Origin of the sequence: Caulobacter sp. BP25, assembly GCF_002737755.1 — a bacterium.
Taxonomy (GTDB): domain Bacteria; phylum Pseudomonadota; class Alphaproteobacteria; order Caulobacterales; family Caulobacteraceae; genus Caulobacter.
On the sequence record NZ_PEGH01000020.1, the window covers coordinates 217,372 to 230,223 of the forward strand.

The 12,852-nt window shown below is 66.9% G+C and carries 13 protein-coding genes; 5 read left to right on the forward strand and 8 right to left on the reverse strand.

Features of this window, described 5'->3' with window-relative positions; translation table 11 throughout:
- Positions 1-38: 38 nt before the first annotated feature.
- Together CSW59_RS19935 and CSW59_RS19940 are read left to right on the forward strand one after the other, a co-directional pair.
- Positions 39-560: a lipocalin family protein gene (locus tag CSW59_RS19935; protein ID WP_099445707.1), complete on the forward strand. Its 522-nt coding sequence runs from the start codon at positions 39-41 to the stop codon at positions 558-560.
- A 132-nt stretch (positions 561-692) separates the two neighbouring features.
- A complete protein-coding gene (locus CSW59_RS19940; RefSeq protein WP_099445708.1) occupies positions 693-3,008 on the forward strand; it encodes a glycoside hydrolase family 31 protein in 2,316 nt (771 codons plus the stop codon).
- Between the two features lie 78 nt (positions 3,009-3,086).
- Here the strand turns inward: CSW59_RS19940 and CSW59_RS19945 are convergent, their stop codons facing one another.
- The 5 genes from CSW59_RS19945 to CSW59_RS19965 form a co-directional block, all read right to left on the reverse strand.
- Positions 3,087-3,863 (reverse strand): DUF4019 domain-containing protein, encoded by a 777-nt coding sequence (locus tag CSW59_RS19945; RefSeq protein ID WP_099445709.1) that lies wholly within the window; start codon positions 3,861-3,863, stop codon positions 3,087-3,089.
- Between the two features lie 75 nt (positions 3,864-3,938).
- A complete protein-coding gene (locus CSW59_RS19950; protein WP_099445710.1) occupies positions 3,939-4,373 on the reverse strand; it encodes a DUF1178 family protein in 435 nt (144 codons plus the stop codon).
- 19 nt (positions 4,374-4,392) lie between these two features.
- Positions 4,393-5,226, reverse strand: a complete 834-nt coding sequence (locus tag CSW59_RS19955) for a carbon-nitrogen hydrolase family protein (protein WP_099445711.1) — start codon at positions 5,224-5,226, stop codon at positions 4,393-4,395.
- On the reverse strand, positions 5,223-5,480 hold the full coding sequence (gene grxC, locus CSW59_RS19960) for a glutaredoxin 3 (protein ID WP_099445712.1): 258 nt from the start codon (positions 5,478-5,480) through the stop codon (positions 5,223-5,225). Before grxC ends, CSW59_RS19955 begins: the two co-directional genes overlap by 4 nt.
- A 30-nt stretch (positions 5,481-5,510) precedes the next feature.
- A complete protein-coding gene (locus CSW59_RS19965; protein WP_099445713.1) occupies positions 5,511-6,302 on the reverse strand; it encodes a ComF family protein in 792 nt (263 codons plus the stop codon).
- On the opposite strand from CSW59_RS19965, the gene CSW59_RS19970 reads away from it, so the two are divergent.
- Positions 6,301-7,203: a methyltransferase domain-containing protein gene (locus CSW59_RS19970; RefSeq protein WP_099445714.1), complete on the forward strand. Its 903-nt coding sequence runs from the start codon at positions 6,301-6,303 to the stop codon at positions 7,201-7,203. The genes CSW59_RS19965 and CSW59_RS19970 overlap by 2 nt on opposite strands.
- A gap of 107 nt (positions 7,204-7,310) precedes the next feature.
- Here CSW59_RS19970 and CSW59_RS20685 read toward each other — a convergent pair whose 3' ends face one another.
- From CSW59_RS20685 to mutT, 3 genes are all read right to left on the reverse strand, one after another.
- Complete coding sequence (locus CSW59_RS20685; protein ID WP_143755024.1) at positions 7,311-7,829, reverse strand: hypothetical protein; 519 nt, start codon at positions 7,827-7,829, stop codon at positions 7,311-7,313.
- Between the two features lie 333 nt (positions 7,830-8,162).
- Positions 8,163-8,414, reverse strand: a complete 252-nt coding sequence (locus CSW59_RS21555; RefSeq protein WP_099445715.1) for a Flp family type IVb pilin — start codon at positions 8,412-8,414, stop codon at positions 8,163-8,165.
- Positions 8,330-8,734, reverse strand: a complete 405-nt coding sequence (mutT, locus tag CSW59_RS19980; RefSeq protein ID WP_099445716.1) for an 8-oxo-dGTP diphosphatase MutT — start codon at positions 8,732-8,734, stop codon at positions 8,330-8,332. Before mutT ends, CSW59_RS21555 begins: the two co-directional genes overlap by 85 nt.
- A 292-nt stretch (positions 8,735-9,026) precedes the next feature.
- On the opposite strand from mutT, the gene CSW59_RS19985 reads away from it, so the two are divergent.
- Both CSW59_RS19985 and CSW59_RS19990 read left to right on the forward strand, forming a co-directional pair.
- On the forward strand, positions 9,027-10,472 hold the full coding sequence (locus CSW59_RS19985; RefSeq protein ID WP_099445717.1) for a DEAD/DEAH box helicase: 1,446 nt from the start codon (positions 9,027-9,029) through the stop codon (positions 10,470-10,472).
- A 151-nt stretch (positions 10,473-10,623) separates the two neighbouring features.
- Positions 10,624-12,849: a sensor histidine kinase gene (locus CSW59_RS19990; protein WP_236632280.1), complete on the forward strand. Its 2,226-nt coding sequence runs from the start codon at positions 10,624-10,626 to the stop codon at positions 12,847-12,849.
- Positions 12,850-12,852: the final 3 nt, after the last annotated feature.

Genomic DNA, 12,852 nt, shown 5'->3' on the forward strand with positions numbered 1-12,852 from the left:
CACACGTCTGGTCCGTAACGGTGGGCAAGGAGATCGCCATGCCCCACGCGCCGTTCGCCCTTGTCGCCTTCACGCTGGCCCTCGCGGCCGGAAGTCCGGCGGAGGCTCAGTCACGCCCGCTGGACGCGGCCAGCCACTATTCCGGCGTCTGGCTGGAGGTAGGCCGCACGCCGATGTGGATCACCGACGGCTGCGTCGCGGGCACGACGACCTACACGCGCGTCGACGCGCGACGGGTCGACGTCGAGGACGATTGCCGAAAGGGCGGCGTCGACGGCAAGCGTAAGGCCATCCGCGGTAAGGGCGTGATCGAGGACCCCGGCGAGAACCGTCGCCTGAAGGTGTCGTATGCGCCCTTCATCACCTGGCGCTACGAGGTGCTGGAGACCGATCCGGCCGGGGCCTGGTTCATCTCGGCCTCGCCGGAAAAGAAGAAGGTGTTCCTCTATACGCGCCAGCCCGCCTCGCCGGCGCTGCTGGAGGACCTCACCGCCCGCGCTCGCCGCGCGGGCTATGCGGGCGAGATCGAGTTCCCGGCGGCGCGGCCTGTCGCGCCCTAGCGGCGACGCAGACGGATCCAGCCGACGCAAAAGAGGGCTTTACCGATCGCTCCAGACAGGGCAATTGCCTAGGTAATTGTCGGAGTAATCATGGACGCACGTCCGCCATCCGACATCCAGGGAGGTGACGGCATGCGACGGTCCAAGCAGGGCGCATTCGGGGTCATGGCGCTGATCGCGGCGGCTCTGGCCGTGGGCGAGGTCCATCCCGCGCAGGCGCGGCAACCTGCGGCCGCCGCCGTCCAGAAGACCGCGACCGGCGTCGAGATCCGCCTGACGGACGGCGTCCTGCGTCTGGACCCGTTGTCGGACAATATCGTGCGGGTCCGCTTCTCGAAGACCGCCAACTGGACCGGAAACTACAATCCGGCCGTGATCGCCCAGCCCGGCCCCGTCAACTGGACGCTGGAGAACAGCGCCGACAAAATCGTCCTGAGAACCCCCGCTCTCCAGGTCAGCGTCGACCGGGCGTCCGGCGAGCTGCTGGTGCTCGACGCCAAGGGCCAGCGGGTGACACGCGCCCGGCCCGCCGACACCGACCCCAGCGCTGGCGGCCCCGTCCAGCGTTTCGAGCTGGACTCGCAGGAGGCCGTCTATGGCCTGGGCCAGCACCAGGGCGGCCAGCTGGACTATCGCGGATCCAGCGTCCTGCTGCAGCAGATCAACACCGACGTCGCCGTGCCGATGCTGGTGTCCTCGCGCGGCTATGGCGTCCTGTGGAACAACCCGGCGACCACCCGAGTGGACGTGGCCACGCCGCAATACGCCCACAGCCTGCGCTTCGCCTCGGGCGCCGGCGGCGGTGTGGACTATCACCTGATCGTGGGCCCCGAGATCGACCAGGTGATCGCAGGCTATCGTGGCCTGACCGGCCAGGCGCCGCTGATGGCGCGCTGGACCTGGGGCCTGTGGCAATCCAAGGAGCGCTACGCGACGCAGGACGAGACCCTGTCGATCGTCCAGCGCTACCGCCAGATGGGCGTCCCATTCGACGCGGTCGTGCAGGACTGGCAGTACTGGGCGCCCGGCGGCTGGGGCAGCCACCAGTTCGACGCCAAGCGCTTCCCCGATCCCGCCGGCCTGGTGAAGGCCGTTCATGACCTGAACGCTCACATCATCATCTCGGTCTGGCCGCGCTTCGACCTGACCACCGCCAACCATGACGAACTGCGCAAGGCCGGCGCCCTGTTCGAGCCGGTCTACCCCAACGTCTATCCGGCCGGTGAAGGCCGCTGGTACGACGCCTGGTCGCCCAAGGGCCGCGAGATCTACTGGAACCAGATCATGCGGAACCTGGGCCGTTACGACTTCGACGGCTGGTGGCTGGACGGCTCTGAAGCCGAGCTGGGCGGCAAGCCTGGTCAGATGGCGGCCCTGCCCACCGCCGCCGGTCCGGGCGCGGAGACCTTCAACAGCTATCCCCTGATGCACACGGGCGCGGTCCATGACGGCATGCGCCGCGACATGCCGGGCAAGCGAGTCTTCATCCTGACCCGCTCGGCCTATGCCGGCCAGCAGCGCAACGCCGCCATCACCTGGTCGGGCGACGTCAACGGCGACTGGCACACCTTCGCCAAGCAGATCCCGGCGGCCCTGAACTTCTCGGTCAGCGGCATTCCCTACTGGTCGGCCGACATCGGCGGCTTCTTCGGCGGCGATCCCCAGGACCCCGGCTATGCCGAGCTCTTCACCCGCTGGTATCAGTTCGGGGTCTTCAACCCGATGTTCCGCGTCCACGGCACGGGCAAGGGCAAGGCACTGTGGGACTTCAAGCCCGACACCCAGGCGCGCCTGATCGCCTACGACAAGCTGCGCTACCGCCTCTTGCCCTACATCTATTCCACCGCCTGGGAGGTGACCCAGCGGTCGGGCACGATGATGCGCCCCCTGGTCATGGACTTCCGGAGCGATCCGAACGCGTTGCGGCTGACCGACCAGTACATGTTCGGCCGCGCCCTGATGGTCAGCCCCGTGATCCAGCAAGGCGCCGACGTCCGCACGGTCTATCTGCCCAAGGGCGACTGGTACGACTTCTGGACGGGGGCCAAGGTCGCCGGCGGCAAGACCCTGGCGGTCAAGGCCGACATCGACACGATCCCGGTCCACGTCCCGGCGGGAACCATCCTGCCGCTGGGACCGGTGCTGAGCTATGCAGACCAACCCAGCCAGGAGCCGCTGGAAATCCGGATCTATCCGGGCCGCGACGGCCGCTTCGAGCTCTATGACGACGCCGGCGACGGCTACGCTTACGAGAAGGGCGAGCGGGCCACGACCCTGCTCACCTGGACCGACGCGGCCAAGATCCTGCGCGTCGGCGCGCGCGAGGGGCGCTATCCGGGCATGAAGCCGGTCCAGCCCCTGAAGGTGGTCTGCGTCCCGACCGGCAAGAGCCACGACGTTCGCTACGCCGGCGAAGCGATCAGCGTCGCCATGGCTGACTGTCGGTGAAAATCCCTCGTCATCCCGGGTGGCGCAGCCGACCCGGGATGACGAAAGAAGAGGATTTCAACGGATTGAGCCCAGCCGCTAACGGATGAAGTAGCCGTCGACCTTCCAGTCCGCGCCTTCCTTCGCCAGCACTATCGTCTCGATGGCGTCGGGCTTGCCGGCAAAGCCCGTGGCGAACTGGATGATCTTGTACTCGCCGTCCGGCGCGCCGGGCAGCGTCGTAGCGCTGGACACGCTCTTGACCGAGCGCGAGGACACCGCGCCCAGCCGTTGACGTAGCGGCTGCACGGTGGCGGTCCAGCCCGCCTCGTTGATCTTGAATCGGAAGAGGCTTCCCGACACCTTCCAGCTGTCGCCCCAGCGCTGCTGGTCCAGTAGCTTGGCCCAGGCCTCGGCGGCGTCTGCGCCGGCCTTGTCCGAGGCGGCGTCGGGCGCCGCATAGGCCACCGGCGTCTTGGCCGGGCTCGTCTTGCCGTCCCCGTGCGGGGCCATCGTCATCACCACTGCGGCGACTATCGTAAGCATCATCACCATGCCTCCAGAGAGCCAGACGAGGGGCGAACCCAAGCGTCGGCGTTGCTCGAACGGCGGGTGTTCTGGGCCTGGGGCGGCGGCCCCGGCGACCCCAAATTGCTTGTCCCCCAAGAAATTTGGGCCTTCGGCGCGGGCCAGCGCCCGGGCCGCTTCGCGGCTGCTGCCGACGCCAAGCTTGCGGCGCGCCTCGCGCAGGCGCTCGTTGACGGTGTGGACCGACAGCCCCAGCGCCGTGGCCGCCGACTTGGCGTCGTGGCCAGCCAGGAGCAGCCGCAGCGTCTCCTTCTCGCGCTCGGTGAGCGCCTGGGACGGATCATTCATCGCGGAACGCCTTTCAACGACCGGTGGTAGTCTAGCGGGGCGACCCAGAGTCGGCCAAGGCGTCGCGGGCGCGCCTCAGTTGACCTCGTTCTTCTTCGGCGGCCCCGGTGGCAGCGGCGCCACCTTTACGCCGTCCTCGACCAGCGCCTTGACCTCGGTGGGCGAGGCCTCGCCGTAGATGCCGCGCTCCTCGGACTTGCCCTCGTGGATGGCGCGGGCCTCCTTGGCGAAGGCGTCGCCGACATAGTCGAAATTGTCCTCCACGTGCCGGCGGACCTCGCCCATGGCCGCCATCATCATCTCGCGCATCTTCGGGTCGGGCGCCGGCGCGGTGCTCTGGGCCTTCGTGCCGGCGACGGCGGGGGCCATGATCTGCTTAGAGACGCCGTGCGAGCCGCAGACCGGACATTCGACCAGCCCTCGCGCCGACTGGTCGTCATAGTCCGTCGACGAGCCGAACCAGCCCTCGAACTCATGAGCCTGATCGCACTGCAACGCGTACTTGATCATGGAACCTAGATGGCGGGTTTTACGGACCGACGAAAGGCCGGGCGTTCTTGAGCACGGGGATCGCGGCGCGCGCCGTGTCGGCGGCGGCCAGATCAAGGTCCGCCATCAGCACGCCGGGCTCGTCGTGGTCAAGCTTTCCCAGCACCTGGCCCCACGGCCCGATGGCGATCGAGCGGCCCCAGGTGCCGCGACCGTCCTCGTGGAAACCGCCTTGGGCGGCGGCGATCACGAACGAGCCGGTCTCGATGGCGCGGGCCCGCAGCAAGACGTCCCAGTGCGCCTCGCCGGTCGGACGGGTGAAGGCGGCCGGCGCGGTGATCACCGTGGCGCCGGCAAGCGCCAGGGCCCGGTGCAGCGCCGGAAAGCGCATGTCGTAGCAGATGGTCAGGCCGATCTTTGCCAGCGAGGTGTCGATCACCACCGCCCGCTCGCCCGGTGTATAGGTCGCCGACTCCCGCGCGGTCTCACCGGTCGGGAGGTCGACGTCGAACATGTGCAGCTTGTCGTAGGTCGCCACGATCGCGCCCGTCGGGTCGATCACCGCCTGACGGTTGGCCGCCTTTCCATCCTCGCGCCGGACCAGGGCCGAGCCGACGTCGATCCAGGTTCCGGTCTCGGCGGCGATCTCGCGCAGGCCGTTGACCACCGGATCGTCCTCGAGCGCGGTCAGGGTGGGCAGCAGCTTGGCGCGGTCCTTCTGCAGAACGTTCGTGCATTCCGGCGTCAGGACAAACTGCGCGCCCTCACTGATCGCCTGGCGCACCAGCGGCGCGACATGCTCCAGCGCGGCCGCGTGCGTGGCCGGCGTGCGCGTCTGGATCAGGCCGACACGAAGAGGCGCGGACGGGCTCATGCGTTGAGGAGCGCGTCCAGCTTGCCCTGCGCTTCCAGGGCCATCATGTCGTCGCAGCCGCCGATGTGCTGCTCGCCGACGACGAAGATCTGCGGGAAGGTGTTGCGGCCCGAGCGCTGCATCATTTCCTGACGCAGGGCCGGGTCCATGCCCGCCTCGATCTCGGTGAAGGCCGCGCCCTTCTCGCTCAGCAGCGCCAGGGCGCGCGAGCAGTAGGGGCAAAACGGGCGGGTGTAGATGGTGACGTGGGCCATGCTGTGTGACTCGTAGGGGCTTCGACGTCCTCATATAGGACGGGCTTGGCCTTCTGTAACGCGGGCGACGACGGAGAGGCTTACATGGGTCGCGCCCGCCGCCAACAGGGCCCGCGCGCAGCCCTCGGCCGTGGCGCCGGTGGTCAGAACGTCATCGACCAGCACGATCCGCTTGCCCTCGACCAGACGGCGCTTGCCGGGCGGGACAACGAAGGCGGCGGCGACGTTGCGGCGGCGACCCGAGGCCGACTTGCCGCCCTGGCTGGCGGTGTCGCGCTTACGAACCAGCGCGTCGGGCAGATAAGCAAGGCCCGCCGTCCGGGCCAGCGGCCGGGCGATCTCGGCGGCCTGGTTGTAGCGGCGGCGCAGCAGTCGGCTCCGATGGATCGGCACCGGGACCACCACGTCGGCCTCGACCAGCAAATCCGCGCAGGCCCGCGACAGCCAACGGGCGAAAAGGCCCGACAGGTCCGTGCGGTCGGCGTGCTTCAGCTTCAAGATCAGCTCGCGCGAGTGCTCGTCATAGACACAGGCCGCCCGCGCCCGCTGGAACGCCCGAGGCTTGGCCTGGCAGGCCGGGCAACGCGTCTCGGCTTCGTAGGTTTGCGCCAGCCCGCAGCCGTCGCAGACCGGATCGTCCAGGAAGGTCACCTTGGAAAAGGCGCTGGCCGACAGGCCGCCGGTCAGGGCCGTCTCGCCGTCCAGGCTGGCCGGCGGCAGCAGGAAGTCCAGCACCCCGCGCCCCAACTCGGCGAAAAACGGACGCGCTAAGGCCGGCGCGGCTTTCCATGTCGATCGCAAATCGCCATGTTCCGCGCCCATGACCGCCTCGCCTCTCCTGTTCGACCGCGCCCTGCACCGGGCTCGCCTGGACCGCGCCGCGCCCGACTACGCCGTCGCCGATTTCCTGAAAGAACGGGCAGCGGGCGACGTGGTCATGCGCCTGGAGACGATCCTGCGACGCTTTCCGGTCGCCGTCGACCTCGGCGCGAGAAACGGTCATTTTTTCAAGATCTTGAGCGAAAGCGACGCTCGCGCCAACATCGACACGCTGATCGAGGCGGACCTGTCTGGGCGCATGCTGGGCGGTCGGAACACCTTGCGCGTCGTGGCCGACGAGGAGCGCCTGCCGTTCGGCGACGCGACCCTTGATTTAATCGTCTCGACCCTGTCGCTGCACTGGACCAATGACCTGGTCGGCGCCCTGATCCAGATCCGCCGGGCGCTGAAGCCCGACGGCCTGTTCGTCGGCGCGATCTTCGGCGGGGCCACCCTGACCGAGCTGCGCCAATGCCTGCTGGCCGCCGAGTCCGAGCTGACGGACGGCGCCTCGATGCGCGTCTCGCCGTTCGCCGACGCTATCGACGCGGCGGGTCTGCTGCAACGCGCGGGCTTTGCCTTGCCCGTCGCCGACGTCGACCGGGTCAAGGTCCGCTATTCCCACCCGCTGAAGCTGCTGCAGGACCTGCGCGCCATGGGCGAGACCAGCGTGCTGCTGGACCGCTCACGCAAACCCTTGTCCCGCAAGGTGCTGTTCCGCGCGATGGAACTCTATGTCGAGCGCTTCGCCGAGCCCGACGGCAAGGTCCCGGCGACCTTCGAGATCGTCTCGGTCACCGGCTGGGCGCCGCACGACAGCCAGCAGAAGCCGCTGCGGCCAGGCTCGGCCAAGATGCGGCTGGCCGACGCGCTGGGGGTGAAGGAACAGCCGGCGGGGGACTAGGCGGGACAGGCCCAGGGACCATTGCTCCGAGAATGTCATACACTATCAAGGCTTCTCAACAGCCTTAATAAGCCCCCCCTCGGATCAATGCCCCTGAGATAGTCTATTTAGAATGACGGATATGATGATGACACCGCCCAGGTTTGGCTCACATTGGAATTGAATCCCCAAACAATTACATCAGGATACTGACCCGCATCCAGAGACACTGCACTATTCGTGGGCGATGCACAAATTCCATACCCACTAAGTATCCGAGTATCGTACGGCATCATCCAGCCATCGAAATATCCCGAAGGCGTATTGCCGCTATATGCTGTTACCAATGTTCCATTTGGCATTGGCTTTACAGCCCCATTCATGGCCTGACCATTGGGAACGGGGGTAAGGCCAACAGAAACAGCCAGCACGTACGTTTCGCCGCCTACCGCCATTTCAATGCGATAGAGCCCTCCTGGACTATCCTGCACAATATTCCAAAGACTATTAGTCGGAGCAGATGGAGTCCACACATGCAAACCCGGGCTAACCACCCCATTACTATTATTCATAACGAGAATATTTGAATGTTGACCATCCGTTCTCGTATTGAAAATGTAAACATTGCCCTGAACAGTTATACTCATTTCATCCTCCATATATAAAATTTATAAATTACGCGAAATTCTGGATTTAACTTAAGTTGAATACATATTGATTCGAGAAGGAATTATAAAATTACATTCAACCAACCCCAATACTGGGCCTCCCCCCTCGACCCCACTCCCGCTAACCCACGGCGAGCGAACGAAGATAACCTCTATAAGTTATAAATTGCAATATAACAATTTATAAGTGCGTTTCTTCAGATCAGCCCGGGCCCGGCCACAAGGCGCAAGACCGGCACGAAGAAGCTCCGGCCCCTCCCTTCGCAGGGACGTGCGAAATTAGCTGACTGGAACCGGGGCTGGCGAACCGCCCTAGGACCCGACGGTCGTCGAGACCTTGTCGAGGATCTGGCTGAGGCCGCCGGTCACGGCCGACATCGCCGCGACGACGACCAGCACGATCAGGGCGATGATCAGGCCCAGCTCGACTGCGGTGGCGCCGCTGTCGTCGCGCCAGAACGCCTTCAGAGAGGGGGCCTTCAGAGCAGGTCGCGCAGCCAGGCGACCAGGGGCTCGTCCGCGGGCGGCATCGGATAGTCTCCGAGCTTGTCCGGTTTCACCCATGCCAGCGCCTCGTGCTCCTTGCGCGTCACCTGCCCTTCCCAGCGGCGCAGCAGGTAGAGCGGCATCAGAAGGTGGAAGGTCTCGTAGGTATGCGAGGCGAAGACGAACGGCGCCAGGCACGCCTGGGCAACCTTGATCCCCAGCTCCTCGTCCAACTCGCGGATCAGGCACTGTTCGGGCGTCTCGCCGACCTCGACCTTGCCGCCGGGAAACTCCCAAAGGCCGGCCAACTGCTTGCCCTCGGGGCGCTGGCAGATCAGCACCCGCCCGTCGACATCAATCAAGGCGGCGGCGGCGACAAGGACGATGGGCTTGCTCATGGCGGCGGTGTCGCGCGGAGAAGCTTGTGGGTCAATCCTCCCCCGCTGGAGAGAGGATTTCCCAAAACTTGACTTTCCCGCTGGGATAACGGATACGGACCTCGCGCCACTTCGGCGCTATTGGCGCTCCAGCCGCGTGAGGGTCCGTTTTCGGGCCAGCCTGTCGAGCGCCTTGAGAGTTTTCTCACCAGATCGCCCGTGCACGCGGGGCGCTCCCCGAACGATTAGCCGCTAAGGCCAGCCGTGCGAGGACGCATGCGCTGTCTTTCGGCGCACGAAAGAACCAACACCCGTGACTCAATTTTCCGACCTTGGCCTGGCCAAGCCGCTTCTGAAGGCCCTTGCCGAAAAGGGCTACAAGGAGCCGACGCCGATCCAGGCCCAGGCCATTCCGGTGGTGCTGCAAGGCCGCGACCTGCTGGGCATCGCCCAGACGGGCACCGGCAAGACCGCCGCCTTCGCCCTGCCCATCCTTCAGCGCCTGGCTGAAGACCGCAAACCCGCGCCGCGCCGCGGGTTCCGCTGCCTGGTGCTGTCGCCGACCCGCGAGCTGGCCACCCAGATCGCCGAGAACTTCAAGGCCTACGCCGTCCACATGGGCCTGTCGGTCCACACCATCTATGGCGGCGTCAAGTACGGCCCGCAGATGAAGGCCCTGGCTGGCGGCATCGACGTCCTGGTCGCCACCCCCGGCCGCCTGATGGACCACATGGCCGAGAAGTCGGCCATCGTCTCGGGCACCGAGATCTTCGTGCTCGATGAAGCCGACCAGATGCTGGACCTGGGCTTCGTGGTGCCGATCCGCAAGATCGCCAGCCAGCTGACCAAGAACCGCCAGAACCTGTTCTTCTCGGCCACCATGCCCAGCGAGATCGGCAAGCTGGCCGGCGAGCTGCTGAACGACCCGGTTCAGGTCTCGGTGGCTCCCCAAGCGACCACGGTCGAGCGCATCGACCAGCGCGTCCTGTTCATCGAGGCCCAGCGCAAGCGTCCGCTTCTGGCCGAGATCCTGGCCGAGCCCGGCGTGGAGCGCACCATCGTCTTCACCCGCACCAAGCGCGGCGCCGACCGGGTGGCCAAGTATCTGAACGCCGCCGGCATCGAGGCCGCCTCGATCCACGGCGACAAGACCCAAGGCCAGCGTGAGCGTGCCCTGGCGGCTTTCAAAGCCGGCGAGATGCGGGCCCTGGTGGCCACCGACATCGCCGCGCGCGGCATCGACGTCAACGACGTCAGCCACGTGATCAACTACGAGCTGCCCAACGTGCCGGAGGCCTATGTCCACCGGATCGGCCGCACCGCCCGCAAGGGCAAGGACGGCATCGCCATCAGCTTCTGCGCCGATGACGAGCGCAACCTGCTGAAGGACATCCAGAAGGCCACCCGCCAGACGATCCCGGCCTTCGATCGCCGCAACGACAAGAACCTCGCCGCCGCGGCGGCCGTGGCCGACAAGCTGGCGCCGCCCGAGAAGTATGTGGATCCGCGCCGCGCCGACCCGCGCAACGACGTGCCCTCGGAACTGCGCCGCAAGCGCAACCGCAACGGCAATCGCAATGGCGGCGGTGGCCAGGGCGCTCAAGGTCAGGCTCAGGGTCGCGGCCAGGGCCAGGGTCAAGGCCGCGGGAACGGCCAAGGCAAGCCGCAAGGCCAGAAGGCCGCCGGCGGCGGCAACAGCTTCCGAGGCCCCAAGCGCCCGCCGGCGCCGGCCGAGAAGCGCTGGTCGCCGGTCGACTAAATTCCATGCCCAGGGCCTGCGACCTTTTGTTGCAGGCCCTCCCCCTAACAACCGAGATAGGCTTTCCCCCTCGCTTTAGGCCGGCTGACGAGCCGGATGGGGGGCCAACGGAATGGGCGGGAGCGAGCCCAGCGCCACGCCTGGATTGACCATGCTCGCCCGTGGCGAGATGGCCGAACGCGTGCGCGCGTTCGACTGGTCCGCCACGCCTCTAGGCCCGATCGAGACCTGGTCCCCCAGCCTCCGGTTCGCCGTCGACATGGTGCTGGCCACCCAGCTACCGATGGCCCTGCGCTGGGGCCCCGAGCTGGTGCTGATCTATAACGACGCCTATGCCCCGGCGCTGGGCGAGCGTCATCCCGAATATCTGGGCGTCCTGTTCAAGGACACGTCCGCAGACTTCCAAGCCTCTACGCGGGCGCTCTACGCCGACCTCCTCAGCGGCGCCAGCCGGGGGTTCGTGTTCGAGAAGCTGCCGTACAAGCTGATGCGGACCGACCGGCAGGAGACCGCCTGGTTCACGGTCAGCTACAGCCCTGTGCCCGACGCGACCGCGCCCCACGGAGTGGGCGGCGTGCTGATCAGCGCCGTTGAGATCACCGAGACCGTAGCCTCCGCCCAGAAGCTTCGCGGCGCGGAGGAACGCTATGAGCTGGCGCGCGAAGCCGCCGGGGTGGTCGGTGCGTGGGAATGGGATGTCCGGGCGAACAAGGTCTATGCCGACGCCCGCTACGCCGAGCTGCATGGCGTCGTGCCCGATCTGGCCGCAGCGGGCCTGCCCGTCGAGGTCTACACGCCAGCCGTCCACCCCGACGACATCGACCGCATGATCCTCGCCGCCCAGACCTCTCTGCGCACCGGCGGCGACTTCTCTGAGGAGTATCGGCTGGTCCAGGCCGACGGCTCGATCCGCTGGATCTATACGCGCGGCCACTCGTATCTCAGCGCCGACGGCAAGCCCGCGCGCACCACCGGCGTCATCATCGACATTACCGAGCGCAAGATGGTCGAGGCCGCGCTGGAGGCAGCCCGCGTCGACGTCGACCTCGCCGCCCAAGCGGCGGGGATGGGCCGCTGGGACCATAATCCGTCAAAGGGCCTGCGCTACTGGGACCCCCGCGCACGGGCCATTTTCGGCATCGCGCCGGACGCGCCGCCTTCGACAAAGATCTTCGAGCAGGCCGTGTATCCCGACGACCTGCCCGCCGTGCGGGCGGCGGCGGCGGCGGCCGTCGATCCGGACGGTTCGGGCCTGATGAACCTGGAGTACCGGATCATCCGACAGAACGGCGCCATGCGCTGGGTCGAGGTGTTCGGGCGAGCCTTCTTCGAGGGGCGGGCCTGCGTGCGTTTCGTCGGCGTGGTCTCGGACGTCACCGAGCGGCGCGAGGCGATTGACCGGCTGCTGCGCCAGGAAGAAACCCTGCGCCTGGCCATCGACGCGGCCGACGTCGGCACCTGGGACTACAATATCGAGACCGGCGACCTGGTTTGGTCGGACCGTGTCTACGCCATGTTCGGCATATTGGATTCAACCGAGCCGCCCGCCGTATCTACGGCCGTGGACCATGTGCATCCCGGCGACGCAGACCGCGTCCGTGACGCCATCGCTCGCGCCATGGATCCCACGATCCGCGCCGACTATGCCGTCGAGTACCGGGTAATCGGCCGAGACGACCACGTCGAGCGCTGGCTGAGCGCCAAGGGCAAGGTGTTCTTCAGCCCCAACGGCGCCCCCGCGCGGTTCGTCGGCGCCGCTGTCGACACCACCGACCGCAAGCGCGCGGAGCTGCACCTGCGCCTGCTGGTCAACGAGATGAACCACCGGGTGAAGAACAGCCTGGCCACCATCCAGGCCATAGCGGCTCAGAGCTTCACCGACGCCCATTCCCTGCCCCAGGCCAAGGAGGCGTTCTCAAACCGCCTCGTCGCCCTGGCCGAGGCCCACGATCTGCTGACCCGCGAGAACTGGGATGGGGCCGACCTGCACGAAGTCACCGAGCACCTAGCCGCCCTGCACGGCGGCGCTGAACGCTTCGAGCTGAGTGGTCCGGCCGTGCGACTGTCGCCAAAGACGGCGCTCTCGCTGTCGATGGCCCTGCACGAGCTGGCCACCAACGCCCTCAAGTACGGCGCCTTGACCACGACCATCGGGCGCGTCCGCATCGAATGGGATATCGTCCCCTCTGCCGGCGCCGAACGGCTGAGCCTGACATGGATCGAGCGCGACGGTCCGCCCGTGACGCCGCCGACACAGCGGGGCTTCGGCTCGCGTCTGATCGAGCGCGGCCTGGCGGCGGAGCTATCCGGCTCGGCGAAGATCGAGTTCGAACCGACCGGCGTCGTCTGCAGGATCGAGGCGCTGCTCGAGGCTTAGAGG

Excerpts from the sequence above, each read along its gene's own strand:
- CSW59_RS19935 (WP_099445707.1), top strand. The coding sequence starts at position 39 with ATGCCCCACGCGCCGTTCGCCCTTGTCGCCTTCACGCTGGCCCTCGCG.
- CSW59_RS19940 (WP_099445708.1), top strand. The coding sequence starts at position 693 with ATGCGACGGTCCAAGCAGGGCGCATTCGGGGTCATGGCGCTGATCGCG.
- CSW59_RS19945 (WP_099445709.1), bottom strand. The coding sequence starts at position 3,863 with ATGAATGATCCGTCCCAGGCGCTCACCGAGCGCGAGAAGGAGACGCTG.
- CSW59_RS19950 (WP_099445710.1), bottom strand. The coding sequence starts at position 4,373 with ATGATCAAGTACGCGTTGCAGTGCGATCAGGCTCATGAGTTCGAGGGC.
- CSW59_RS19955 (WP_099445711.1), bottom strand. The coding sequence starts at position 5,226 with ATGAGCCCGTCCGCGCCTCTTCGTGTCGGCCTGATCCAGACGCGCACG.
- grxC (WP_099445712.1), bottom strand. The coding sequence starts at position 5,480 with ATGGCCCACGTCACCATCTACACCCGCCCGTTTTGCCCCTACTGCTCG.
- CSW59_RS19970 (WP_099445714.1), top strand. The coding sequence starts at position 6,301 with ATGACCGCCTCGCCTCTCCTGTTCGACCGCGCCCTGCACCGGGCTCGC.
- CSW59_RS19965 (WP_099445713.1), bottom strand. The coding sequence starts at position 6,302 with ATGGGCGCGGAACATGGCGATTTGCGATCGACATGGAAAGCCGCGCCG.
- CSW59_RS20685 (WP_143755024.1), bottom strand. The coding sequence starts at position 7,829 with ATGAGTATAACTGTTCAGGGCAATGTTTACATTTTCAATACGAGAACG.
- CSW59_RS21555 (WP_099445715.1), bottom strand. The coding sequence starts at position 8,414 with ATGGGTGAAACCGGACAAGCTCGGAGACTATCCGATGCCGCCCGCGGA.
- mutT (WP_099445716.1), bottom strand. The coding sequence starts at position 8,734 with ATGAGCAAGCCCATCGTCCTTGTCGCCGCCGCCGCCTTGATTGATGTC.
- CSW59_RS19990 (WP_236632280.1), top strand. The coding sequence starts at position 10,624 with ATGCTCGCCCGTGGCGAGATGGCCGAACGCGTGCGCGCGTTCGACTGG.